The organism is Ruegeria sp. N11 (assembly GCF_056531525.1).
The window spans coordinates 1-24,135 of sequence record NZ_JBQFLX010000001.1 but is presented as its reverse complement, the minus strand read 5'-3'; the positions used below and the strand labels follow the sequence as shown (position 1 = coordinate 24,135).

Sequence of the window (24,135 nt, the reverse complement as noted above, 5' to 3'; positions counted from 1 at the left end):
CGCCGCCGGCCATTGTTGTTGTGCGATCAGGCCGCCGGGCGTCGGCGCTGTCTGCGCCGTTTGGAAGGGGCGGCATTCGAGTTTCCGGAACCCGCATGCGGTTTGGAACCTCTGCGACGATTGCCCTGACGGCGCGCAGGTTTCTGAGGCTCGGCTGCTTCAGGCAACGCGCCGCTGGCGACGGGAATTTCAATCTTCATCAGCTTTTGAATTTGCCGCAGCAGATCGACTTCTTCCGGTGCGCAAAACGCAATGGCTTCACCTTCGCGCCCGGCACGGGCCGTCCGCCCAATGCGGTGGACATAATTGTCGGGCACCTCGGGCAAGTCATAGTTGATCACATAGGCAACGCCGGGGATGTCGATCCCGCGTGCGGCCACGTCCGTCGCCACAAGAATCTTGATCTCGCCCGTGCGAAACGCCTTGATGGCGCGGTCGCGTTGTCCCTGGCTTTTGTTGCCATGGATCGATGCCGCGTTGAAACCATCTGCGACCAGCCCCTTCATCAGCTTTTCTGCGCCATGTTTGGTGCGGGAAAACACAAGCGTCAGCGCCTCGGGGTCGGTGGACAGAATATCACGCAGTTTGCCGGGCTTTCCGGGCTTGTCGATGAAGTGGATGGATTGAGTGATCTTGTCCGCAGCTTTGCCCGGTGGCGAAACCTGCACCCTTTGCGGGTTGGTCAGGTATGCGCGGCTGAGTTCCTCCATCTGCTTGGGCATCGTGGCCGAGAACAGCATGGTCTGGCGCGGGCTTCCCAGATGCGGCGCAATGCGGCGCAGGGCGTGGATGAAGCCCATGTCCAGCATCTGATCGGCTTCGTCCAGCACAAGATGCCGGACGGCGCCCAGATCGACGGCGCCGCGATCCATCAGGTCGATCAGGCGTCCGGGCGTTGCCACGAGGATGTCGGTGCCGCGTGACAGGAACGAAATCTGCTTGTTGATGGACTGGCCACCAACAACGGTCGCTACACGCAGTTTGGTCTTCTTGGTCAGATTGCGCAGACTTTCAGCGATCTGATTGACCAGTTCGCGGGTCGGGGCCAGGATCAGTGCCTTTGCCGTTTTGGGGGCCGGTTTGCCTGGCTGGGCCAGAAGGTGGTCAATCAGCGGCAGGCCGAAGGCCAGCGTTTTACCTGTACCGGTCTGGGCCAGGCCCAAAATATCGTGTCCCTGAAGCGCAAGCGGAATGGCCTGGTTCTGGATGGGGGTGGGTTGGGTAAGTTGCGCGTTTTTCAGGGCGTCATTCAGAGCGGGTGCAAGACCCAGCATGTCGAAGTCGAACAAATCGTATTCCTTTTTGGTCCGCAAAGCCGGGTTGGCCGCGAACATGAGATTCTGGCCACGCAACTTGCGCGACCGGCAGGGTTTAGCGAGACCTCAGGACGGGCAGGCGGGTCCTGCGCCATCCGGCCATCGCATCAAGAACCCTGCGTGAAGGGGAACTGGAGGGTAGGAGCGCTTTGGGCAGGCTACGAGCCTGCCGATGCTCACGCGTCAGCGCTGTGTTGAGCGGCACATGAGGGTTACGAGCGCAATTGTCAAGCGCTGCTGAATGCAAACGCTTGTTTGGGGTGATTATCGTGTTACGCCGTCAGAGCGTCCAGTTTTGCGGCCCAGATGAAGTCATTGTCACTGAGGCCGCCGATCTCATGCGTGGTGAGCCGGACCACTACGTAACCATAGCCGAAACTGATATCGGGGTGATGCCCCTGCTGATCGGCGAGCCATGCGCAAAGATTGGCCAGATAGGTCGCCTTGGCAAATCCCTTGAACTTAAAGCGCCGCGTCAGTGTTTTGGTTTCGGAATCAAGCTGCCAGTCCGGGCTGAGGGCCTTGAGATGCGACTTGGCGTCTTGCGCGGTCAGCGGCGGTATGCCGCCGGAACAAGGGACGCATGTTTGATCTGCTAGTTTCTGTGTCATGGTGGATCACTCGGCAGCGGTTGTTTTTTCAGGGAACTTGTTCGGCAACAGACCGAGAGACTGGGCGCGGTGGACGTCGGCCAGAAGGTTGCGCTCGGCCGCTTCGAACAGCTCCTCTGGATCGTTTAGCAAAAAATACCCCATCTGGTGCATATCGATCCGATAAGGAGTGCGCAGGATCGTCAGGACATCAAACGGTTCCCGATCAGGTACGTCGCTGTTCACGGCGTATACAAGTTCGGTGGGCGAGGAAGCCAGTCCGGATCCCAGCGCTTTGATACCACCTTCCTGTCGACGCAGCCCAAATTCGATTGTGAACCAGTATAGCCGGATCAGCCACGCATAGTCGTTCGGTCCGGCCTGTTGCCCGGCTTTACCGATGGCATGGCTGAACGCCGCAAAACGCGGATCACTCAGCAACGGAGTATGGCCGAAGATTTCATGAAAAATGTCGGGCTCTTCAATATAGTCAAAATCTTCACGTGAGCGAATGAAGGATGCCGCAGGGAAAGTTCGATCCGCCAGCATGCCGAAGAACGTCTTAAACCCGATGAGGGCCGGAACCGGCTGCACCCGCCAGCCGGTCAGATCCAGCAGACGCTCGGAGATGTCCGCGCAAGAAGGTACGGTTGTTTTGGGAAGATCGAGGCGTGCCAGCCCGTCCAGGTATTCGCGCGCCATGTAGCGCTGAACATTTGGCGCTTGCGCGGCATAGAGATCGGCCCAAACCGCGTTCTCTTCATCCGTGTAGACTATGTGGCCGCGGCTGTCGGGTACTTTCGCGACGTAGCTGGTTGATTTGGGCATGATGTATCCTCCTGAAACAATTGTAGCCGGGAAGCTTGGAATAAATGTCTGGAAAGAGGCGATTGGATTGCTATTTTGAAATGTATGGATGCCCAGAATGGAAATTGTGAAACATATGCTTCATGATGCGGATATTGCGGTTTTGCGAGAGTTGCAGCTGAACGGCCGACTGTCGATGCAGGATTTGGCAGAGCGAACCGGGTTGTCGGCCTCACAATGCTGGCGGCGGGTGCGTGATCTGGAAGCGTCGGGCGTTATTGCCGGCTATGGGGCGCAGCTCAGGGCCAAGGAAATCGGGCTGAATGCGATCGCTTATGTCCATGTTGCGCTGCGAGATCATCACGAGGACAGCATCAAGTCATTCCTGCGTTTGGTGGAGACTGAACCGCAGATAGTGGAATGCGCGTCCATCACCGGGGACCATGATTTTATTCTGAAAGTGTATGCACGAACACCGGAGGAACTTGAGGGCTTTATCATGCAGCGTCTTCTGAAGTCCGGGCTGGTTCGGGATACCCGGAGCAATTTCGTGCTGCGTCAAAACAAAACACGGGCGCCTTTGCCTTTGCGTTGATTGTTCGACAAAGGCTTGAAGGTTGCCCGGTAGGCGAAAGAAATCATTAATAATTTTGTCACGATGCCTGTTGCGCCGACGTTGCGCGAAGCCTTGACTGGGCGGCCTTTCTCGCGTAAAGGTTGTGTCATGCTAGAAGAAGTGGGCAACGGCCCCGGGGCAACCCGGTGGCCGTTTTTCGTTTCTCTCGTGCGGAAAAACTCTCGCATGAGGTCACAGGCAAACATGACTTTGATTACCCCGGAAGAGCGGATGTCCCAAACGGCGGAACTTTTGCAGTCGCTCGAGACGTCCATTCGCGGTTTGCGCCAGGCAGCGGAAGAACTGCGCAGGCAAATCGGAGCTGGGGAGGATGCAGATCTTGCTGGTACAGCAAAACAACTCGGGCAGTTAGAGGGGCTGATCCGAAGTTGCCAAAAAGTGGAGACAAGCTTTGTCGAACAACATCACAGACAAGCCGGGATTGCCCAAGGAGGATACGCACTTGACCTTGAGCGCGCTCGATTTGAAATCGGGTGCAGGCTGGCTCGCCTCCGCAGATGCTGCAGTGAGGGAGAGGTTTCTGAATGAGATCGGGAAGGGGGGGCTGTGCGCCCTCCCTTTCCTGTTTGAATTCTGGGCGCTGCCGCATCAGTTGCCGCCCGAGGGCGACTGGCGGTCCTGGGTGATCATGGGCGGGCGTGGAGCGGGCAAGACACGTGCCGGGGCCGAGTGGGTGCGTTCGATGGTCGAGGGGTCTTTGCCTTTGGATAAAGGGGAGGCCAGTCGGGTCGCGTTGGTTGGTGAGACGTTTGATCAGGTGCGTGATGTGATGATCTTTGGCGATAGCGGGATATTGCAGTGTTCGCCCCCGGATCGTCGACCTGTTTGGAAGGCATCGGAACGGAAACTGATCTGGCCCAATGCGGCCGAGGCGCAGGCTTTTTCGGCGCATGATCTGGAGGGGCTGCGTGGACCGCAGTTCGATGCGGCCTGGGTGGATGAACTGGCCAAGTGGAAGAAGGCGGGCGAGACCTGGGACATGTTGCAATTTGCGTTGCGGCTGGGCGAGCGACCTCGGGTCTGTGTGACCACCACGCCGCGCAATGTGAAGGTTTTGAAGGAATTGTTGGCGTCGCCCTCTACCGTACAAACCCATGCGCAGACCGAGGCGAACCGGGCCAATCTGGCGGAGTCCTTTTTGGAAGAGGTGCGCGCGCGATACGCGGGCACGCGGCTGGGGCGACAGGAGTTGGACGGGGTACTGCTGTCAGATGCCGAAGGGGCGCTGTGGACGGGTTCGATGCTGGAGGCGGCGCGCTGTGCGCGGGTGCCTGAGTTGGATCGCATCGTTGTGGCATTGGACCCGGCGGTGACGGCGGGATCGGATGCGGATGCCTGTGGGATCGTGGTCGTGGGCGCTCAGGTGCAGGGGCCGCCCGAGGAATGGCGGGCGTTCGTGCTGGCTGACCGGACGGTGCAGGGTGTTGGCCCGGCGGGCTGGGCGCAAGCCGCGATTGACGCGATGGATGAGTTCGCGCCGGAACGGCTCGTGGCCGAGGTCAATCAGGGCGGGCAACTGGTTGAGGAGGTCGTTCGGCAGGTGGACCCTCTGGTCCCGTTCCGGGCAGTCCGTGCGTCGCGGGGCAAGGTCGCGAGGGCAGAGCCTGTGGCGGCCCTGTACGAGCAGGGGCGTGTGGCGCATGTGGCGGGGATGGACGCGCTGGAGGAGCAGATGTGCCAAATGACCGCGCGTGGGTTCGAGGGGCAGGGCTCGCCTGACCGGGTCGACGCTCTGGTCTGGGCGCTGCATGAGTTGGTTGTGGGGCCTGCGGGGGCGTATCGGAGGCCGCGGGTAAGGGCGTTGTAAGAGGTTGTTCACTTCAAGCCTAGATGCCGAACGACTGCAAGCATCCTGTTTTATTGATGCTGCGCAAGACGCAAAAGTCAGCTCTCGGGGACGCCTTTTTCGATACGATAGCGGAACTGGATATAACCGCTCGGGCAGGCGACTGCCTGCGCGTCAGTTAGAGTGACATCTCGGAGAGTTCTTCCGAACAATGGTGTTCCATCGCCGATCAGGATCGGCATTTGGGTTATGGTGATCTCGTCAAGTCGACCGAGGTTAATAAAATTCTGAATAGTCTTGCCGCCGTCGATATACGCACTCTGATAGCCTTCAGCCTCAAGCCTATCCAAGAGTGCTGTCAGGTCGCCTGAATACAGTTCGATTCTGTTTTTCAGATTGGCTGGGGGCGTTTGAATCGTTTTGCTTAGCACAACAATCTTTGTTGTTCCGTAGGGCCACTGATCGGGTGGCAGATCAAAGCTGCTGATCATTTCCATGCATTTGCGACCCATGATCATGCAATCGATGGTCGCAAAGTAGGTCGCAAAGTCGATGTAGCTCTCGGCCATGCCAGCCTCCGGGTTGCCCGCGGATTCAAGCCAGTCAACACTGCCATCAGCACGGGCAATAAACCCGTCTGCGCTTGTTGCGATATATGCGCTGCACTTCATGACGACCTCCTTGGTTTTCTAGTCAACTCAAAGGATGCTGGTTGTTATCTAACTTGATAGCAGACATTCGTTCCAACAGATATCTCGGCAGCTTCGTCCGCAATGAGGCAAATTGAACTCAATGCAAATCTGGAGTGAAGCAGGCGGTTGAGTTGGGCGTTGCACAACCCCCGCACGCCCCATTCCCGAGGCTTAAACGTTTTTGCGTCATAACTCCTTTCAACAAGCCGGGCAGAGCGGCGGCAGAAAGGAGCACAGATGGTATTCGATTTCTTGCGTCGTGGATCGGCTGGCGAGGCACCCGAGGCGAAGGCGAGCGCGGCGGGGCCTGTGGTGGCGTGGCAGACGGGCGGGCGCGTGGCGTGGAGCCCTCGGGATACGGTATCGCTGACGCGGACGGGGTTTTCGGGGAACCCGGTGGGGTTTCGGTCGGTCAAGTTGATTGCCAAGGCGGCGTCGGCGTTGCCTTTGGTGCTGCAGGATCAGGCGCAGCGGTTTGATACTCATCCGATCCTGTCGCTGGTGCGTCGTCCAAATGCGGCGCAGGGGCGGGCGGAGTTGATGGAGGCCTTGTTCGGGCAGTTGCTGCTGTCGGGCAATGCCTATGTCGAGGCGGTTCAAGCCGAGGAAGGCCGGCCTGTTGAGTTGTACGTCTTGCGATCGGACCGGATGAATGTGGTGCCGGGGGCGGATGGTTCTGGAAGGAGGGCTGGATTGGAAACCGGTTGGTTTCTCGCCGTCCGATATGGAATTTCAAAAGACCAAGGAAGCCGCCGCCTGCGAGATCGCTCTGGCCTTTTGGGGTCCCGCCGATGCTGAAGGGACCCCGGGGGAAGCGACCTATTCGAACTCAGGAGGCCAATCGGGCGTTCTATCGCCTGACAGTTCTGTCCCTGGCGACGCGTGCCTTGTTGGCCGCGCCGCAGCGGGAGCGTCGGAAACTATGCGCCCTGATGATCGCCGAGGCTGAGCTGGCCGATCAACATGTCAGGCGAACCGGCGATCTGCATCCGGTTTTCGGCAACGGATCGTTGATGGCCGCGGCGCGGAGCCGTCGGCTGGCGGATGAACCAGACTTTGAAGATATTCAATATTGCCAGTGCTTTGAGATGGTTCTGAGCCAACTGATCCGCTTTCTGGTTAGCCGGATGCGCAGCTGACACATTTGCCGGCGGCTGGATCAAGGTCCAGCCGCCCGCGCGGGATTTCATCGCCGCAATCCTCGCAATATCCGAACTCACCATCGTCGATCCGTGTCAGGGCCGCTTGCAATCGGCGGGCCTCAAGATCCCGGTTTGCTTGCTGGGCCTTGGCCATGGCCTGATTTTGCAGCGCATCCATTCGGCTGAGGCGCCCCACGGCCTGTTGATCCAACGGAACGATCGCCTGGGCCTCTTTGCCCGCCTCTGATTGCGCGGCCAGTTCGCGCAATCGGTCGCGAATTTGTGTTTCGAAATCGGCCAGTTCGGACTCATTCATTTTCGTTACACTGCGGATCAAGGGTTTGCGTTTGGTGTTTTTACAACTAAATGGCATTCTAGGCGCAGCAAGGGATCAATAGCTATGTTTGAAACGCGCACCAAAGTGAGAAATATGGATCCGGTCTGGGATCGGATCACGGCCGAGGCGCACGCGGCTGTTGAAAAAGAGCCACTGATGGGCGGGTTGGTGCACGCGTGTATCCTCCATCACCGCAGCCTTGAACGTGCGCTGTCGTATCGGGTGGCGGCCAAGCTGTGCTCGAACGAGATGTCGATGATGGTTCTGCGCGAGATCGTGGACGAGGCCTATGCCGACGACCACGGATTGATAGAAGCAGCGCGGGCAGACCTGATGGCCGTCTACGAACGCGACCCGGCCTGCCACCGCTTGTTGCAGCCCATTTTGTATTTCAAAGGCTATCAGGCGATGCAGGCGTATCGTGTCGCGCATTGGCTGTGGCGCACGGGCCGTCATGACTTGGCTTATTTCTTCCAGATGCGTTCGTCCGAGATCTTTGGGATCGACATTCACCCGGCAGCGCAGATCGGAAAAGGCATCATGATCGATCACGCACACTCCATCGTGATCGGGGAAACCGCCGTTGTCGGTGATAACGTCTCGATGCTGCATTCTGTGACGCTTGGCGGAACCGGCAAGGAAGAAGAACAGCGCCATCCGAAGATCGGAAACGGTGTTCTGATTGGGGCCGGGGCCAAAGTGCTGGGCAATATCAAGGTCGGTAACTGCAGCCGAATAGCCGCGGGATCGGTGGTGCTGCAGGAGGTTCCGCCTTGCAAGACCGTGGCGGGCATTCCTGCCAAGATCGTGGGTGAGGCGGGCTGTGATCAGCCGTCGATCTCGATGGACCACATGCTGGGCAAAGACCAGTAAGGCAAATCAGTTCGAGTGGTTGTTCATTTTCTCCGACCGCTCGCACCTTCTTTCTTCCCATCGCTTCTTGCGCTCTTTGATCACACTATCGCGCCGTTTTCTGTCTTGCGAATGCAGCAGGATCAGATGAACTGAAACGGGAATTTTCGCGCGGGCAGCTGTTGGGCTTGGCCCTTAATGGCGCTGGAAGTGCTGTCGCCAGCAAAAAAGAGAAAAAGCAAAATTCTGACTGATTTCGCAGAGGTCATTGCACTCCGACAGGTAAAGGAATCATGCGCAAAGAGATGCGAGACGCCGATCTTTCTGAACAAGGTCGATGGTGATCTCGCCATCTCACATTCTGAACAAGGGGCAAAGCCTCGCCGGATCAAGGATGCGGCGAGGCTGTTGTCTTGTTTCAGGCCAGCATGACCATTGGGTTTTCAAGGTTGTCCACTATGGCTTGCAGCAACTGTGCACCAAGCGCGCCGTCAATGACCCGGTGATCAACCGACATTGTGACCGACATGACCGTCGCGACCGTCAGTTCGCCATCTTCACCCGCGACCGGCTTCTTCAACCCTGTACCAACGGCCAGAATACCTGCATGGGGCGGGTTCACGATGGCGTCGAAATTGTCGATACCAAACATGCCGAGGTTCGAAACCGCGAATGTACCGCCCTGATATTCATGCGGTGCCAGCTTGCGTTCACGGGCACGACCGGCGAGGTCCTTCATCTCGGTTGACAGCGCAGAAAGCGATTTGGTGTCGGCGTCCTGTAGAACTGGGGTGAACAGGCCGCCTTCGATTGCAACCGCAACGGCGACATCCGACGGCCTCAGTTGCAGCACCCGATCGCCCGCCCAGACGGCGTTGCATTCCGGGACCTGTTGCAGCGCGTTGGCGACGGCCTTGATGATAAAGTCGTTGACGCTCAGCTTTACGCCACGGCCCTCCAGTTGTTTGTTCAACTGGCTGCGGAACTTGAGCAGTGCATCCAGCTTGATGTCGCGGCGCAGATAGAAATGCGGGATGGTCTGTTTAGCTTCACCCAGACGCGCGGCGATGGTCTTGCGCATCCCGTCGAGTTTGATCTCTTCGTATTCACGACCCTCGTACATGCGGGCAACCATATCGGCGGATGGGCCAGTTGGAGCCGCCGCCGCTGCAGGTGCTGACGCGGCTGCGGCGGGTGCCGCAGCAGGTGCGGTTGCTGTCGCGCCTTCCACATCTGCCTTGACGATACGGCCATGGGGACCCGATCCGGACAATTGCGCAAGATCCAGGCCTTTCTGCGCCGCGATGCGTCTGGCCAGAGGTGATGCAAAGATGCGTCCGCCATCGGCTTTGGCCGGAGCAGACGGGGCAGGGGCCGGCGCCTCGGGTGCCGCGGGCGCGGCAGCCTCGTTGCCCGCGGCGGCTGCAGGCGCAGCCGCTGGAGCAGCGGCAGGCGCGGCCGCGATATCATCGGCGCTTTCGCCATCGTCCAGAAGAACCGCAATAGCGGTGTTGACCTTGACCCCTTCGGTGCCTTCCGGGATCAGGATCTTACCAACAACACCTTCGTCGACGGCCTCGAACTCCATCGTGGCCTTGTCGGTTTCGATTTCGGCCAGCAAGTCACCCGAGGCGACGGTGTCGCCTTCCTTGACCAGCCATTTGGCAAGTGTTCCTTCCTCCATGGTGGGTGAAAGGGCGGGCATCAGAATTTCGGTGGGCATGTCTTCATGTCCTCTTACTTCGAGAATGAGTAGATCAGCGTTGCGATGTCGATAAGCAGAATAGCGGCACAAAAGGTGACGAACACACCAATCACCATGGAACGCGCGCGCGACACATGCGGGTGGTTTGTCTTCAGCCACTCAGTGAAGTTTCCCAGTGCCGCCGCGTCGCTGTGATCCAAAACCGCCAGGTAATCCATGCCAAGCTGCAAGCGCTGCTGCTCGAGCACGATGTAGATGACGGAAGCATACGAAACGATACAGGCAACGCTCAGCATTGCCCGGATAGGCCAGGCGTCGGTCAGACTTCCAACCATAAAGGAAAACTGAAACTCGATCCCGTTCAGGCCTTCCAGATTCAAAGCTATGCTGATGAAGGAAACGGCAAGGAACGCTGCGCAAACATAAAGCAGATTGCGGTTGTTGTCCTTTCGTGCGGCATCGAGGCTTTCGAAAAGCCAGTCTGCTCCCGAAGGATAATCTGCGTTCCTTGCAATCATCGCCTAGCGGTACGTCACTTGTTTGACGGCTGCGATCACCTCATCGGTGGTCACCAGCGCCAGTTTTTCCAGGTTTGCAGCGTAGGGCATCGGAACATCCTTGCCGGTGCAGTTGATGACCGGCGCGTCGAGGTAATCGAACGCCTCCTGCATCACCACGGATGAGATATAGCTGCCAACCGAACCTTGCGGCCAACCCTCCTCGACAGTCACCAGGCGATTGGTCTTCATCACGGAATTGATGATTGCACCTGTATCCATCGGGCGGATTGTGCGCAGGTCGATCACTTCGGCGTTGATACCTTCTCCGGCCAGCTTGTCGGCGGCTTCCAGTGCGAACTGCATGCCGATACCGAAGCTGACGATGGTGACGTCGGAACCTTCGCGCCAGATACGGGCCTTGCCCAGCGGGACGGTCAGGTCGTCAACCTGAGGCATGTCAAAGCTGCGACCGTAAAGGATTTCGTTTTCCAGGAAAACGACCGGGTTGGGATCGCGGATGGCAGACTTCAGCAGACCTTTTGCGTCAGCGGCAGAGTAAGGCATGACAACCTTGAGGCCGGGCACCTGCATGTACCACGCCGCATAGTCCTGGCTGTGTTGGGCTGCGACGCGTGCCGCTGCGCCGTTCGGACCACGGAACACGATCGGACAACCCATCTGACCGCCGGACATGTAAAGCGTCTTGGCGGCCGAGTTGATGATCTGGTCAATTGCCTGCATGGCGAAGTTGAAGGTCATGAACTCGACAATCGGTTTCAACCCACCAAAGGCCGAACCCACCGCGATGCCAGCAAACCCGTGCTCGGTGATCGGAGTGTCGATCACACGCTTGCTGCCGAATTCGTCCAGCAGGCCTTGCGAGATTTTGTAGGCACCCTGATATTCGGCGACTTCTTCGCCCATCAGGTAAACGTCCTCATCGCCACGCATTTCTTCGGCCATGGCGTCGCGCAAGGCTTCGCGAACGGTTTGGGGTTTCATTTCGGCATCTGCCGGCCAGTCGGGGGACAGATCCACCACCGGTGCCGCCGGTGCAGCAGCCGGAGCCGCAGCAGCGACCGCCGCCGGGGCAGCCTCGGGCGCCACTTCAGCAGCGGGCGCGGCCGACGGCAGGGCCGAGGCGTCTTCACCTTCCTCAACCAGAATGGCGATTGGAGTGTTCACCTTGACCCCTTCGGTGCCTTCCTCGATCAGGATCTTGCCAACGATGCCTTCGTCGACGGCTTCGAACTCCATTGTGGCCTTGTCGGTTTCGATCTCGGCCATGATATCGCCGGATGAAACGGTGTCGCCTTCCTTGACCAGCCATTTGGCCAGCGTGCCCTCTTCCATCGTGGGCGAAAGGGCGGGCATGAGAATTTCGGTTGCCATGTCTTATTCGTCCTCTCAGGCGTAGATGTCGGTCCAGAGCTCGTCCAGTGACGGCTCGGGGCTTTCTTTCGAGAATTCGGCGGCCTTGTTGACGACCTCTTTGATCTCTTTGTCGATTGCTTTCAGATCATCTTCTGTCGCGTGTTTGCCGGACAACAGCAGCTCGCGCACATGTTCGATCGGGTCGCTTTGCTCGCGGACCTTCTGAACTTCTTCCCGTGTGCGATACTTGGCCGGGTCGGACATCGAGTGGCCGCGGTAGCGATAAGTCTTGACTTCAAGGATATAGGGACCCTTGCCCGCGCGGCAGTGGGCGACGGCCTTTTCGCCGGCCTCCTTGACGGCCAGAACATCCATGCCGTTGACGATCTCGCCGGGAATGCCAAAGGCTTCTCCGCGAACGTAAATGTCCTGGGTCGAGGTAGAGCGGGCTTGCGCGGTGCCCATGGCGTACTGGTTGTTCTCGATCACGAAGACAACGGGAAGATCCCACAGGGCAGCCATGTTGAAGGTTTCATACACCTGACCCTGGTTCGCCGCTCCGTCGCCGAAATAGGTGAATGTCACCCTTCCGTTGCCCTTGTACTTGTCGGCAAAGGCCAGACCCGCGCCCAATGGCACCTGCGCGCCCACGATGCCGTGGCCGCCGTAGAAATGTTTCTCTTTCGAGAACATGTGCATCGAGCCGCCCTTGCCCTTGGACAGGCCGCCCTCGCGCCCAGTCAGTTCGGCCATCACGCCGCCGGGATCCATGCCGCAGGCCAGCATATGGCCATGATCACGATAGGAGGTGATGCGCTTGTCGCCTTCTTCGGCAGCAGCTTCGAGACCGACCACAACGGCCTCCTGACCGATGTACAAATGGCAAAATCCGCCGATCAGACCCATACCGTATAGTTGTCCCGCCTTCTCCTCGAATCGGCGGATTAGCAACATTTCGCGATAATAGAGTTTGAGTTCGTCCGCAGAAACGTTTGGTTTCTTTGTGGTTTTTCGCGCAGCCATTGTGGCAATCTCCCCCTTTCGGCAAGATAGTTTAGCGTTAAACTATCTCATAGAACATTTGACCGCATCTGGCGAGAGTAAAAGTAACGCAGGGGCAGGATACGCGATCCTTGGCCTTGCGGTCTTCGTTAAAAGACTGCGGGCAAAGGTTTTTCGATGAAAAATCTGAAACCTCAGGGATCAATGAATGACGATTTCATCCGTTCGGACCATGCCCAGAACCGAGCGGGCCTGCTGGTCCAGCAAATCAAGATCCAGATAGGTGTCCGACAGACGGCGGGTCAGGTTTTCCATTTCCGAGGTCTCAGCCTCAAGCCGGGCCAGATCGCGCGACAGAGCGTCCCGTTCCGCAGCAATCTCGACCCGTCTGAACAGGCCAAAATCGCCCTGCACAGCGGCGAAGGTGAAATAGACACCCAGCATGAAAGCCACCATGAAGAACAAAACTGAGCCCAAACCGGGCCGATGGGAACGGGACACTCTGTTAACCGCCGTATGAAGTCTGCCTCAAAAACGTGCCCTTTGCGGACATCTGATCGCACTATGTCACAGGCGATTCGCGTTGTGAATCCCTTGATTCGCACTTTTTTGCGAATTGCCGAATTAGGTTTCTCAGCGCCATGCCGCCAGCGCCTGATTGCGGGTCAGAGTTTGCTGCTCCATGCAGGCCCAATAGAACATGGGCGCCGCGCTGCCATCGCTTGCCAGCTCCGGATCGCAAGTCGCGTCACGCGCCTTCAGCCAGGCGCGCTGTTCGTTCAACAGGGATTGACCGTTCCCACGCGCATCGGCAAGCGGTTTGACTTCGGCCCAGATACGGTTCAACTCGCGATCCGCGATTTCCCATTTTTCCTTGGCGCAGAAATTGGCGTCGAGTTGGGTTTGTCCGCCACAACTGGATTGTGCGGCGGAATAGGCGGGGATCAATGCAACGATCAGGCAGGCAAGGTACCTCATGACAAAATCTCCAATTCAATAAGGAGAGTTTATCATGAGGCGCGAAATGCAGCTAATTTGTCTTTATGACTAGCCTTCCAATGCCGCGACGCCGGGCAGGGTTTTGCCTTCCATCCACTCAAGAAACGCGCCGCCGGCGGTTGAGATGTAGGTGAAATCGCTGGCTGCCCCCGACGCATTAAGGGCGGCAACCGTGTCACCCCCACCTGCAACCGAGATCAGCTTGCCCGACCGGGTCAGCGCAGCCGCTTTAAGCGCTGCGGCGTTTGTGGCAGCGTCGAAGGGTTCCAGCTCGAAAGCACCCAGCGGGCCGTTCCAGATCAGGGTCTGGCTTTGCGCAAAGATTTCGTTGATGGCCGCGACACTTTCGGGGCCGGCATCCAGGATCATACCCTCCGGGGGGCATCCATCAGATTGCAGAACCTGATGCGGAGCATGGGCTTCGAACTTTTCGGCGACCACGATGTCGCGGGGCAGGACAATCGTGCAGCCCGACGTCTCCGCCTTTGCCAGAATTTCCGCAGCCGTGTCCTTCATCGCGGTTTCGGCCAGCGATTTCCCGACATCAATGCCCTTGGCGACAAAAAATGTGTTCGCCATACCTCCGCCAATGACCAGATAGTCGACCTTGTCGATCAGATTGCCCAGCAACTCCAGCTTGGTCGATACCTTGGCCCCACCGACAACGGCAGTGACGGGGCGTTTCGGTGAACCCAAGGCGCCTTCCAGCGCCTCAAGTTCCGCCTGCATCAGACGACCGGCGCAAGCGGGAAGCAAACGTGCAAGCGCCTCGGTCGAGCTGTGGGCGCGGTGCGCGGCGGAAAACGCGTCGTTACAATACAGATCACCCAGGCGAGCCATACCTGCGGCCAGGTCCGCATCGTTCTTGGTCTCTGCCGCATGGAAACGGGTGTTTTCCAACAGCAGCACCTGACCGGGCTTCAGTTCCTGCGCGGCCAGTTCGGCTTCGGCACCGGCGCAATCGGCAGCAAACAGGACCTCGGCTCCAAATGCGGCCTCCAGGGTCGGTACCAGCTGTTTCAGAGACAGGCTCTCGCGGCGTTCACCGCCAGGGCGTCCGAAATGGGCCAGCAGGATAGGTTTGCCGCCTGCGTTCAGGATATCGCGCACGGTCGGAACGATCCGCTGAATACGGGTTGCATCGGTCACGACGCCGTCCACGACCGGAACGTTGATGTCCACGCGCACCAGCACCCGTTTGTCGCCCATGTCCATATCGTCCAGCGTTTTCCAGCTCATCGCCCAATCCTCGTCATTTTTGAACCGATCTAGGCGGTTCTTTTCCTGCATTTTGCATTCAGGTCAATGCGTCACTTGGCATTCATGCGCCCGCATCATAGGTATTTGCGCAAGATAAACGACAGGAGGGCCAAATGGCCGAGATCAAGGATCCCGAAAACACCATCATCATCGAACTGAAGGATGGCAATGTCGTCATCGAGCTTCTGCCGGACGTGGCGCCCCAACACAGTGAGCGGATGAAGGAACTGGCGCGAGCGGGCGAATACGACAACGTGGCCTTTCACCGTGTGATCGACGGCTTCATGGCGCAAACCGGCGACGTACAGCATGGCGACATGGAAGACGGGTTCAACCTGCGTATGGCAGGTACCGGCGGTTCGTCCCTGCCGAACGTTCCGGCGGAATTCTCGAAACTGCCCCACGACCGGGGAACGCTGGGCGCCGCCCGGTCACAGAACCCGAACTCGGCGAATTCGCAGTTCTTCATCAACTTCAAGGACAATCATTTCCTGAACGGCCAGTACACTGTTTACGGCCGCGTTATCGAAGGCATGGAGCATGTCGACGCCATCACCCGCGGCGAGCCGCCTGCAAGCCCCGACCGGATGGTCAGCGTCAAGGTGGCGGCCGATGCATAAGCTGGCGGCAGTTTTTGCTCTGATTGCCGGCCCGGCGCTGGCAACCGGGCTTGAGATCAAGGTCGAAGGTCAAGGGGCCAATGGCACCATCACCATCGAACTGTTCGACGACGTAGCCCCCAAACATGTTGAACAGATCGCGGCGCTGGCCAGCGAAGGTCAGTATGACGGTGTGATCTTCCACCGCGTGATTGACGGGTTCATGGCACAGACGGGTGACGTGCATTTCGGCGATCAGAACTCTGATGAGTTCAACGCGGGTTTGGCCGGGCGCGGCGGTTCCAAACGTCCGGACCTGCCTGCCGAGTTTTCGGACGTGACGTTCGATCGTGGCGTTGTAGGCATGGCGCGGGGTAATAACCCCAACAGCGCCAACTCGCAGTTCTTCATCATGTTCGAGCCCGGTCCGTTTTTGGACGGCCAGTACACGGTCGTCGGAAAAGTCACGGACGGCATGGATGTTGTTGATGCGATCAAACGCGGTGAAGGGCAGAACGGTGCCGTCATCGGACAGCCTGACGTGATGAAAAAAGTCACCGTGACCGAGTAATACCTCAAACCCGGCGCTGTTTCGCGCCGGGTTTTCCCATTCCGCTACCCATCGATTAAATCGTGGATCGCACGGTATGAGCTTCCGGCGCCTGAAGCGAAGCGAAGTGGCTTACATCTTTCAATGTTAACATTGCAGCAGCAGGGATCGCATCGGCGATTGCCTGTGAATAATCCGTCAGGATCGCCTCCTTGACTGGTGCGCCGGTTATGACGGCACATGGCCCTGGCTTTTGATAGAAACAGAATTGGGTGCCAGCGGAAGCTTCTTTACCCCGATCCGGTGCATTCAATTTTGCGTGTATCGGTCTGGTCCAAGGGGGAAAGCTGCGTCAGCATGACAGAACGTCAAGAGGTGGGCTGATGCGCGTTCTCTTTACATGTGCGTTGATGATTTGGGCCACCGCCACAGGAGCCGGCCCTGATGAATGGCGCGCGGAATGGCCGGAGACCGATTTCAGAAAATCCGCAATAGCGAACTGGTCCGAAATCCGGTCTGGTGGTCCGCCGAAAGATGGGATTCCGGCATTGGACAATCCCGGCTTTGTCCCCGTTTCCACTGGCTCGCTTGCAGATGTCGAACCTGTGATAACTGTGGAACTGGCGGGAGACGCGCCACGCGCCTATCCAATCCGCTATCTGATGTGGCATGAGATCGTGAACGACCGTATCGGCAGCACCCCCATCGCCGTTACATTTTGCCCGCTTTGCAACTCGGCCATCGTGTTTGATCGGCGATTGTCCAATCGTGTGTTGAGTTTTGGCGTCACCGGCAAACTACGTCATTCCGATATGGTGATGTATGACCGCGAAACCCAAAGCTGGTGGCAACAGGCGACGGGTCAGGCCATTGTCGGACGCATGACAGGTCGCGAACTCAGGACTTTGCCGGTTTGGATGGAAAGCTGGGCCGATTTCAGCGCCCGCAATCCCGACGGGCTGGTGATGGCTGAACCCGCCTACAACCGCGACTATGGGCGCAACCCCTATCGGGGCTATGACACGTCGCGTCGACCGTTTCTGTACTCCGGACAAGACCCGCCGCACGGTATTCCACCGCTTGAACGGGTCGTGCGGGTGGGGGACAAGGCGTGGCCCCTGACGCGCCTGAGCGAAGAACATGAAGTGCAGGAAGCGGGGCTGACAATACGGTGGTCACCGGGTCAGGCCTCGGCGCTGGACACGGGGCGGATTGCAAAAGGGCGTGATATCGGATCGATCCGCGTGCGGGATGACAAGGGCAGGGACGTTGTCCACGATGTCATGTTTGCCTTTGCCTTTCATGCCTTCTGGCCGAACGGGCAATGGATGGTCGGAGGCCGCCCTTAACGGCCTCCGACAGAGTTCACCCTAGTCTTCCGGGGACATTACTTTCCAGATCACTGCTCCGATCGCGGCCCCGATCAGCGGCGCGACCCAGAACAGCCACAGCTGCGCCAGCGCCGGACCATCCGCAAACAGCGCCACACCGGTCGACCGCGCCGGGTTGACCGACGTATTCGTGACCGGGATCGAGATCAGGTGGATAAGAGTCAGGCCCAGACCGATTGCAATCGGGGCAAAACCCGCAGGCGCGCCGGCAGACGTCGCACCCAGAATGATCAGAATGAAGAACGCCGTCAGAACGATCTCAATGATCAGTGCGGACATCATCGAATACCCTTCGGGCGATGCATCACCGTACCCGTTCGATGCAAACCCGCCCACGCCTTCAAAACCGGGTGCACCGCTGACGATCATATACAGAACAATCGCCGCAACAATCGCGCCGACCACCTGCGCGCTCCAATAGGGCAACAGATCCTTGGCCGGAAACCGCCCGCCAATCATAAGCCCCAGGCTGACGGCAGGGTTGAAATGTCCGCCTGAAATATGCCCGACCGTATAGGCCATTGTCAGCACGGTCAGGCCGAACGCAAAGGAAACACCCAGCCAGCCAATACCAACATCAGCTACACCTGCAGCAAGTACCGCACTGCCGCACCCACCCAGCACCAACCAGAAGGTGCCGAAAAACTCTGCCATTAGTTTTGATGACATCAAAAGTCCTCCAGAAAACAATGATTTTCAGGATAATTCAAAAAACACGTTTTGTGAAACTATTGAAATCGGAGAGTTTTTTTGCGAAAGCGGGCCGCACTCAACAGACCATCGAGGACGCTCTGGCTGCGCTACTCAATCGCCTGAGCATAGAGGGCGCGAAACCCGCGTCGCATAAGCATCCTTAGTTGATGTTCTATTGACCGCCGCCAGTTGCCGACTGCGGCAAGCGCATTACATCCGAGGCTCGAGATTCTATGTAGATACCTGATGAGTGTTTCAGTGACCGGACCTCAGCGGTATGTCTTGTTCAGTCGATTGCGATCAAGGTCAAATCTTGGATGGGTCAAAAACGGAAAATGCCTCTCAGTGCAAAACTGCCCGGGGACCATTCGTTCGCCGGTGTCATCGAAGATGCATATCGCGTTTTTTCCTACCCCAAGCCAACACGAACCGGCGTCTGCGAAGGGTGCTGCATGGAGGCGTCCATCGAAGCGGATTTCTTCAATCCGGGTATTGAAGATCTGCCTCTGCACTATATTCGGGATTGGTTCTTTGCGGCATGTGATCCGAAAGGCGTCGATAAGATAATTTGGGCCTATCTCCTGCCACGTATACTGGAAGTGCTGGCATGTGATGAAGACGTCAGCTCGAACGGGCTTGAAGTCAGCCTGAGCCGGTTTGAAACCGGCAACCCGGATAACTGGTCAGCCGAGGAATGGAATGTGCTCGATCGGTTTCAGCGCCTCTTCCTGATGCGCGAGATCGACCGGCAAGGGCATGATTACCTGGATGATACGATCTGTATGTTCAGCCTGGGTGGGTGGCCATTGGAAACCCTGCTGGCGCAGGTTGCGGATGTTGCCGATGACAAGCTGGTCTGCCGTTTCTGGAACGACTGGTGCGCCGGTCGCGTACCTGGTCGCGAGGCGATTTGGATCACCGCCTTTTGGCCAAGCCCGAACAACTCCAGAATATTCGACTTCTACACTTCAAAAGAGATGCATCAGAGGTTTGAGAAGTTGGCTTTTGCAGACGACACCAAGGCAGAACTTGCCGAAAAGGCAACTGCAGTTGCGGGAATCATAGAAACCAATGCCACGTGGAACCAGCGTGAGACCTAGAAGGCCCAGATGCAGTCAAAGAAAAACGCCGCAGTGTTGCTGCGGCGTTTTCCAGACATTTTCTGTTTCAGCAGAGGTTACTGGCTGACTTCCGCTGCCGGGTTTGCGCCCGACTTGCCGCCGCGGCCAGGGTTCAGAGGGTCGTCCTGACGTTGCACCGAACCTTCGAAATGCGCGCCGCTTTCGATAGCGATGGTCTTGTGGATGATGTCGCCTTCAACCCGTGCGGTCGAAGTCAGGCGGACCTTCAGGCCGCGGACCCGGCCGACAATGCGGCCATTGATCACCACGTCATCGGCAGTCACTTCACCCTTGATGGTGGCCGTCTCGCCAATGGTCAGCAAATGGGCGCGAATATCGCCTTCGACGGTGCCTTCCACCTGGATGTCGCCGGACGTTTTGATGTTGCCTGTGATGTGCAGGTCCGACGACAGAACCGATGCTGGTGGCTTCGGCTTGGGCGGAGTGCTGGCCTTGGTTTCGGTCGAGGTGGGTGCTGCCGGCGTTGCCGGGGCGGCCGGCTTGGCCGCTTCAGGTGCCTTGGAACCGGGCTCGTTGATTTTGCTCTTAGAAAACATTTCTCGCAGCCTTGATGTAAGTCATTGGGTTCACAGGTCTCCCGTTCGACCGCACCTCATAGTGCAGATGCGTGCCGGTTGACCGTCCGGTGCTACCCATATCAGCAATATGATCCCCGCGCGAGACCCTTTGACCGACCTTCACGCGGATCTTTGTGTTATGAGCGTAAAGTGTCTCAAGTCCGAACGCGTGCTTGATCTTTACCAGCCGCCCAAAGCCTGACTGCCAGCCCGCATGGGTGACAACGCCATCGGCCGTGGCAAAGATATCCGTGCCGTGCGGTCCGGCAAAATCTGCACCATTGTGCATGCGGCGCCCACCGGTTTTGGGGTCACGACGGGTGCCATAGCCACTGGTGTATCGCACCGCGGCACGCACCGGGCTCGCAAAGGGCGCTTTTTCCGCCGCAATACGGTAGAGGTTCAACTGGTCCATCTGCTGCAGCAGACGGTTCGCGCGGATTTCTTCCGGAGATAACTCCTCACCGCGCGTGCTGAAGGATAAAGGGGTCAGCGGACCGCCCATACCGCTATATCCGCGCCGGACCTCTTCGATGATACGGTCTGTGGGCATACCTGCCTGCTGGAACATCTTGTCCAATGGCTCGACAGAAATGACCATCGCTTCTTCCAGTTGCCGGAAAATCTCGTCGCTGCGCTCCTGCATCAGGCGGATTTCCAGTTCAAGCTCGTCACGCTGATCCAACGCATCGCGGGCATTGGCGGCGATCTGATCGCGTTCCTGCGCCGTCCGCGCCAGCGCTTCGGTCATGAAACCCATTTGCGCGGGGTTCGCGGCAGCGGCCATGTAGACGTCGCCCCCGTCGGTGCCCTGTTGCACTTGGGCCAACTCGGTTCGCGCCTCTTCGCGCTGCTTCATCGTCGCGCGCAACGTGGTCTGGATCACGTCAATCCCGGTTTCCAATTCACGGCGGCGATTTTCCGATGCCAGCAGTTCTGATTGCATGACGGAAATCTGCTCAAGCGCGGCGTTGAACCGGTCCTGCGCGGCCAATGCCTCCTGTGCGCGCGCGTCGCGTTCTTCCGAGATGATATTCAGCCGTTCCTGATATGTCGCCTGATCGCGCCTTGCCTGATCGCGGAAATTGCCCGACCCGATACTGTCCATCAGCAGGATCGCCGTGGCAACGGCGGTCCAGCCGACCATGATGGCCACACCGGCAACCGCCGCAATCTGGGTTTCGGAACTCAGCCGTATGAACCGGGTGTCCTGGTCGGATTTCAGAAAAACTCTGCGCTCGGGAAAGTGCCGCTCGAGCAGTGAGTGAATTTTGATTGCCAGACGTGTTCGCACGCGTCTTCCCTCTCTCGTCCCCATTTTCGGGACCGGTCGTGAGTGATAGCCGTCCCTTGGGCGAAGTGCATAGAGGGCCGGTTCGATTTGGGCAAGTTTGTTGACCGGAGAGACAACTTAACAGCCGGTAATGGGCCAATTGTCGGCGGGATTTTGCCTAAACAGCCGCATTGGCCCCCAGATCATGTGCTTCCCGGCAATGGCATCTCTTCAGTGAGGGGCCAGTAAAAATCCGGGGGCAGCCCGGCTTCGGCGCGTTTCTCTTCGTTGAAAGGTGGTTTCAGGCTGCCATGAAAGTAGCGCCGGACAAGCTGGTGGAACACGTCTTTTGGGTCGGCGTTTTCGCGTCCACACAGAGATTCGTTATACCAACTAAAATCGTTTTATCATTGTATTCATCAGTGCAATCCCCTTGAAAACAATCAATACATCGAACCGAGATACTTCCACTTCAAAAAGTTCCACGTACATTGTGGAACTTTTTCGCCTCAAAACCCGATCAAAAGTCCCATGTACTTGAGTTCCAATCTTGATCGAAACGAGGACAGAAACGGCGAACGGGAAGAGCATTAGGTTTGGCTTGGGTAATCCTTCTGCTTCACTAGGATAGGTTGGAAGGCTCAGGCGGTTACACATTGGTGCAAGCTGGGCCTGCTCGGATCACGCAAAGTTCCGCATGGCCCAAGCGAGTCTTTCTTGGTCAGACCGCAGCAGCTTGCGATCTTCCAAAGCGAGTACATGCCCCTTGCGACACTGGCGAGGTCAAGAGGTACAACGTCCCGAAAGCTTCTGTCTGATTTTGAGAGCAAAGGGATTGAGACACATGGCACGCAAATGGAAGGTAAGACGACGCGAGGACACTTGGTAAAACTGAGTGATCTGGCTTCGCTGCTGTCTGAGACTGCCTAGTGCTCGCCTGCACCATCCGAAAAGAACACCACAGAAATGCGCTGTCCAATTGCGGGTTCGTGGTCGCGTGAATCCTGTTCAGCTTCCTCGATGACCCGGACCATCTTTTTATGGATTTCAGCGGACGCCTGATGATCGCTTTCGAGCTTTTCCAGGATAACCTTAGCAAACTGATTTTCGAAGGGCTTGCTGTCAGATACATGTGTGGCGCAACAAGCTGTCAGCCTCGACCCGGGAAATGGTGTGGTCGAGAGAGACTTGCCGTAACATGTTTTCGCCATTTGCTTTAATCCATTGAACCTATAGAGCCAACAAAATGCACTTCTTTCCGGAACCTGATGATGTCTACAAAGTCGTTGGTCGAAGCATGATTTCTGACCTTGTGGGAAGTAAGAATACCAACGAGAGAGCTCACCAAGCCGCCAAGCGCGCTCGTGAGAGGGGTGATCCGATGTCAAAGATGGCGAAAAGCCAGGGTGGTCGGGACGTTCTGGATGCTCTGCATGACAAGATGAAAAGACTGAATTATGGGGAGCGTGATATTTCGTTTTTCAATCAGGCTCCCGACAGTGAAAGAGAGTCTGAGTGGTCGCGCTTACTGTTGTTGGGCAGGGTGAAGAGCTGGGCTCCTAAGACCGCAGACTTCACAACGAAGCTGGCGAGAGGGTCTATTATTTGTCACGCCCTCTGGAGCGTGAACCGGCGCTCCGAGGCAATCGACATGATCTCTCAGCTGCCCTGGGCTCATACGAATACAGTGCAGTGGTATCTAAGCGCCCTTCAGACCGATGAGGCAGATTTGCCCGATAAGTGGCACCTTCCGGCCCGAACCATGGGGTTGTTTGCCTGCATTCGGATGTTGATCATCGAGGGGGCGGAAAGACATCCATCACAGGACGCCATCTGGAGCGTTTCAGAGATGCTCGCCTCCAGGAACTCTGAGACAGGCAATCTTGAGGCTATCCGGTACTTCATGGATCGCGCCAAAGAGTTAAGCGGCATCAAGACCAATACTGACTTCTACAGGAAGGCGTTTAATCTCTCTTCGACACTCGGTTCTGATCGAGAGGTCAAGAGATACCGGGCAGGAACCAGTATTCCGGCCCATGCGGTCTGTCTCAGGGTCCATGCGAACCTGAAGAAGGATATGGATGAGAGATCGGCCATGGCACTCTTTATGCTCGCAAACCTTGCCAGCTTTTGTCAGCGGGCATTTGAGGGCCTGCGAAAAACTAGCAACCTAACGCTTGATCCGATCTCTCCCTTTGACGACTTTCGGGAACTTCAGGCAATGCCTAAAGAGAGGTTGCAGGAGGCTCTTAACCTGGAGACCTCCTACTATCCCGCTTTGACCTCTTAATCGTCGTCGTAGGCACTTTCCCAGTCGTCCGGCCGCTCGTCATAGCCTCGGTCGGTCCAGTATGTGTCGTTGTTCGGGTTCCCCTGGTTCCCGTGATTGTTGTTTTCGTCCTGGCTGTGATCGTTGCCGTTATAACGTCCCATGTGCTTGTCCTTTCGTTGCTTGGGTGACCTCAATTTATGAAAGGCGATCTGCCCCGTGGAGTGGGGAAATGGGGACAGAACTCGGGATGCATGCCAGCAACAGTTTCACGTCCTGGAAGGTCACAATTTGCGGTTGCAGCCGGACGAACGTTGTTGGAATGTTCGTCTCAATGGCTGTTTGAACTTGAAGAGAAGAATTTTGAGCTACCGTACAGGTTTTTATCTGGCACGCACACTGTCTTAGCCCCGTAAAACTGTGCCACTATTTTGGTGTCACGGAAGGGATGATGGATGGCTCGGAAGCGGTATTCGGATGAAGATGCGTTGAAGCTTTTGCGCGAGATCGACGTGCATTTGCATGATGGTTTGGATGTTGTGAGCGCTTGTCGGAAGGCGGGGATTTCAGACAAGACGTATTACTACTGGCGCAAGAAGTTTGGCGGCATGGGGCGGCCGCAGTTGTCAGAGATGCGAGCGCTTCAGAAAGAGAATGAGCGG

Annotated in this window: 27 protein-coding genes and 2 pseudogenes; 10 read left to right on the top strand and 19 right to left on the bottom strand. The window is 57.5% G+C overall.

The features are described 5' to 3' along the window. Nucleotides 1-26: 26 nt before the first annotated feature. The 3 genes from ACR0J8_RS00145 to phhA all read right to left on the bottom strand — a co-directional run bounded on the left by ACR0J8_RS00145 (nt 27) and on the right by phhA (nt 2,734). A complete protein-coding gene (locus ACR0J8_RS00145) occupies nt 27-1,289 on the bottom strand; it encodes a DEAD/DEAH box helicase (RefSeq protein ID WP_480522640.1) in 1,263 nt (420 codons plus the stop codon). A gap of 299 nt (nt 1,290-1,588) precedes the next feature. Beyond that, the gene (locus tag ACR0J8_RS00140) at nt 1,589-1,927 is read right to left on the bottom strand and encodes a 4a-hydroxytetrahydrobiopterin dehydratase (RefSeq protein WP_170610266.1); all 339 of its coding nucleotides are present in this window, start codon (nt 1,925-1,927) and stop codon (nt 1,589-1,591) included. A gap of 6 nt (nt 1,928-1,933) precedes the next feature. Then, on the bottom strand, nt 1,934-2,734 hold the full coding sequence (gene phhA / locus ACR0J8_RS00135) for a phenylalanine 4-monooxygenase (RefSeq protein ID WP_480522515.1): 801 nt from the start codon (nt 2,732-2,734) through the stop codon (nt 1,934-1,936). A 97-nt stretch (nt 2,735-2,831) separates the two neighbouring features. Between phhA and ACR0J8_RS00130 the strand changes: the two genes are divergently transcribed. Continuing rightward, nucleotides 2,832-3,308, top strand: a complete 477-nt coding sequence (locus tag ACR0J8_RS00130) for an Lrp/AsnC family transcriptional regulator (RefSeq protein WP_480522514.1) — start codon at nt 2,832-2,834, stop codon at nt 3,306-3,308. On the opposite strand, the gene ACR0J8_RS00125 is transcribed toward ACR0J8_RS00130, so the two are convergent. Then, the gene (locus ACR0J8_RS00125) at nt 3,272-3,604 is read right to left on the bottom strand and encodes a hypothetical protein (protein WP_480522512.1); all 333 of its coding nucleotides are present in this window, start codon (nt 3,602-3,604) and stop codon (nt 3,272-3,274) included. The two genes, ACR0J8_RS00130 and ACR0J8_RS00125, sit on opposite strands and share 37 nt — an antisense overlap. A gap of 251 nt (nt 3,605-3,855) precedes the next feature. Here ACR0J8_RS00125 and ACR0J8_RS00120 point away from each other — a divergent pair, with 251 nt between their 5' ends. Beyond that, nucleotides 3,856-5,157, top strand: coding sequence for a DNA-packaging protein (locus tag ACR0J8_RS00120; protein ID WP_480888801.1), 1,302 nt, complete (start codon nt 3,856-3,858; stop codon nt 5,155-5,157). Between the two features lie 77 nt (nt 5,158-5,234). On the opposite strand, the gene ACR0J8_RS00115 is transcribed toward ACR0J8_RS00120, so the two are convergent. Further along, nucleotides 5,235-5,807: a dihydrofolate reductase family protein gene (locus ACR0J8_RS00115; RefSeq protein WP_480522511.1), complete on the bottom strand. Its 573-nt coding sequence runs from the start codon at nt 5,805-5,807 to the stop codon at nt 5,235-5,237. Between the two features lie 258 nt (nt 5,808-6,065). Between ACR0J8_RS00115 and ACR0J8_RS00110 the strand changes: the two are divergent. Then, nucleotides 6,066-6,967, top strand: a pseudogene (locus ACR0J8_RS00110) (phage portal protein). Here the strand turns inward: ACR0J8_RS00110 and ACR0J8_RS00105 are convergent. Beyond that, nucleotides 6,948-7,286, bottom strand: coding sequence for a TraR/DksA family transcriptional regulator (locus ACR0J8_RS00105; protein WP_480522510.1), 339 nt, complete (start codon nt 7,284-7,286; stop codon nt 6,948-6,950). The pseudogene ACR0J8_RS00110 and the gene ACR0J8_RS00105 sit on opposite strands and share 20 nt — an antisense overlap. A gap of 84 nt (nt 7,287-7,370) precedes the next feature. On the opposite strand from ACR0J8_RS00105, the gene cysE reads away from it, so the two are divergent. After that, nucleotides 7,371-8,180, top strand: coding sequence for a serine O-acetyltransferase (cysE, locus tag ACR0J8_RS00100; RefSeq protein WP_480522508.1), 810 nt, complete (start codon nt 7,371-7,373; stop codon nt 8,178-8,180). Between the two features lie 397 nt (nt 8,181-8,577). Here the strand turns inward: cysE and ACR0J8_RS00095 are convergent, their stop codons facing one another. The 7 genes from ACR0J8_RS00095 to ACR0J8_RS00065 all read right to left on the bottom strand — a co-directional run bounded on the left by ACR0J8_RS00095 (nt 8,578) and on the right by ACR0J8_RS00065 (nt 14,978). Beyond that, nucleotides 8,578-9,882 (bottom strand): pyruvate dehydrogenase complex dihydrolipoamide acetyltransferase, encoded by a 1,305-nt coding sequence (locus tag ACR0J8_RS00095; RefSeq protein WP_480888656.1) that lies wholly within the window; start codon nt 9,880-9,882, stop codon nt 8,578-8,580. 14 nt (nt 9,883-9,896) lie between these two features. After that, a complete protein-coding gene (locus ACR0J8_RS00090) occupies nt 9,897-10,382 on the bottom strand; it encodes a hypothetical protein (protein ID WP_480522506.1) in 486 nt (161 codons plus the stop codon). A 3-nt stretch (nt 10,383-10,385) separates the two neighbouring features. After that, nucleotides 10,386-11,756: a pyruvate dehydrogenase complex E1 component subunit beta gene (locus ACR0J8_RS00085; RefSeq protein ID WP_480522504.1), complete on the bottom strand. Its 1,371-nt coding sequence runs from the start codon at nt 11,754-11,756 to the stop codon at nt 10,386-10,388. A 15-nt stretch (nt 11,757-11,771) separates the two neighbouring features. After that, the gene (gene pdhA, locus ACR0J8_RS00080) at nt 11,772-12,761 is read right to left on the bottom strand and encodes a pyruvate dehydrogenase (acetyl-transferring) E1 component subunit alpha (protein ID WP_170610291.1); all 990 of its coding nucleotides are present in this window, start codon (nt 12,759-12,761) and stop codon (nt 11,772-11,774) included. Between the two features lie 180 nt (nt 12,762-12,941). Then, nucleotides 12,942-13,241: an FtsB family cell division protein gene (locus tag ACR0J8_RS00075; RefSeq protein ID WP_480522503.1), complete on the bottom strand. Its 300-nt coding sequence runs from the start codon at nt 13,239-13,241 to the stop codon at nt 12,942-12,944. A gap of 132 nt (nt 13,242-13,373) precedes the next feature. Continuing rightward, entirely contained in the window at nt 13,374-13,718 is a 345-nt protein-coding gene (locus ACR0J8_RS00070; protein ID WP_170610298.1) for a lysozyme inhibitor LprI family protein, read from the bottom strand. Between the two features lie 69 nt (nt 13,719-13,787). Continuing rightward, nucleotides 13,788-14,978: a phosphoglycerate kinase gene (locus ACR0J8_RS00065; protein WP_480888800.1), complete on the bottom strand. Its 1,191-nt coding sequence runs from the start codon at nt 14,976-14,978 to the stop codon at nt 13,788-13,790. 134 nt (nt 14,979-15,112) lie between these two features. Here ACR0J8_RS00065 and ACR0J8_RS00060 point away from each other — a divergent pair, with 134 nt between their 5' ends. From ACR0J8_RS00060 to ACR0J8_RS00050, 3 genes are all read left to right on the top strand, one after another. After that, nucleotides 15,113-15,619: a peptidylprolyl isomerase gene (locus ACR0J8_RS00060; RefSeq protein ID WP_170610303.1), complete on the top strand. Its 507-nt coding sequence runs from the start codon at nt 15,113-15,115 to the stop codon at nt 15,617-15,619. Then, on the top strand, nt 15,612-16,169 hold the full coding sequence (locus tag ACR0J8_RS00055) for a peptidylprolyl isomerase (RefSeq protein ID WP_480522501.1): 558 nt from the start codon (nt 15,612-15,614) through the stop codon (nt 16,167-16,169). Before ACR0J8_RS00060 ends, ACR0J8_RS00055 begins: the two co-directional genes overlap by 8 nt. A gap of 362 nt (nt 16,170-16,531) precedes the next feature. Further along, entirely contained in the window at nt 16,532-17,497 is a 966-nt protein-coding gene (locus ACR0J8_RS00050) for a DUF3179 domain-containing protein (RefSeq protein WP_480522499.1), read from the top strand. A 21-nt stretch (nt 17,498-17,518) separates the two neighbouring features. On the opposite strand, the gene aqpZ is transcribed toward ACR0J8_RS00050, so the two are convergent. Then, nucleotides 17,519-18,208, bottom strand: coding sequence for an aquaporin Z (gene aqpZ / locus ACR0J8_RS00045; RefSeq protein WP_480888655.1), 690 nt, complete (start codon nt 18,206-18,208; stop codon nt 17,519-17,521). Nucleotides 18,209-18,567: 359 nt separating this feature from the next. Here aqpZ and ACR0J8_RS00040 point away from each other — a divergent pair, with 359 nt between their 5' ends. Further along, nucleotides 18,568-19,332, top strand: a complete 765-nt coding sequence (locus tag ACR0J8_RS00040) for a hypothetical protein (protein WP_480522496.1) — start codon at nt 18,568-18,570, stop codon at nt 19,330-19,332. A gap of 77 nt (nt 19,333-19,409) precedes the next feature. On the opposite strand, the gene ACR0J8_RS00035 is transcribed toward ACR0J8_RS00040, so the two are convergent. The 4 genes and pseudogenes from ACR0J8_RS00035 to ACR0J8_RS00020 form a co-directional block, all read right to left on the bottom strand. Then, on the bottom strand, nt 19,410-19,910 hold the full coding sequence (locus ACR0J8_RS00035) for a bactofilin family protein (RefSeq protein WP_480888654.1): 501 nt from the start codon (nt 19,908-19,910) through the stop codon (nt 19,410-19,412). Next, a complete protein-coding gene (locus ACR0J8_RS00030; RefSeq protein WP_321252372.1) occupies nt 19,900-21,225 on the bottom strand; it encodes a M23 family metallopeptidase in 1,326 nt (441 codons plus the stop codon). The genes ACR0J8_RS00035 and ACR0J8_RS00030 overlap by 11 nt, the downstream gene beginning before the upstream one ends. Nucleotides 21,226-21,407: 182 nt before the next feature. Continuing rightward, nucleotides 21,408-21,596, bottom strand: a pseudogene (locus ACR0J8_RS00025) (DUF455 family protein); the annotation flags it as partial. 534 nt (nt 21,597-22,130) lie between these two features. After that, complete coding sequence (locus ACR0J8_RS00020) at nt 22,131-22,415, bottom strand: hypothetical protein (protein ID WP_480888652.1); 285 nt, start codon at nt 22,413-22,415, stop codon at nt 22,131-22,133. A gap of 35 nt (nt 22,416-22,450) precedes the next feature. Here ACR0J8_RS00020 and ACR0J8_RS00015 point away from each other — a divergent pair, with 35 nt between their 5' ends. Next, the gene (locus ACR0J8_RS00015) at nt 22,451-23,494 is read left to right on the top strand and encodes a hypothetical protein (protein ID WP_480888651.1); all 1,044 of its coding nucleotides are present in this window, start codon (nt 22,451-22,453) and stop codon (nt 23,492-23,494) included. On the opposite strand, the gene ACR0J8_RS00010 is transcribed toward ACR0J8_RS00015, so the two are convergent. Then, nucleotides 23,491-23,637, bottom strand: a complete 147-nt coding sequence (locus ACR0J8_RS00010) for a hypothetical protein (RefSeq protein WP_480888650.1) — start codon at nt 23,635-23,637, stop codon at nt 23,491-23,493. The two genes, ACR0J8_RS00015 and ACR0J8_RS00010, sit on opposite strands and share 4 nt — an antisense overlap. 291 nt (nt 23,638-23,928) lie before the next feature. On the opposite strand from ACR0J8_RS00010, the gene ACR0J8_RS00005 reads away from it, so the two are divergent. Continuing rightward, nucleotides 23,929-24,135 (top strand): transposase (locus tag ACR0J8_RS00005; protein WP_480888649.1); only part of this gene is annotated, 207 nt, incomplete at its 3' end.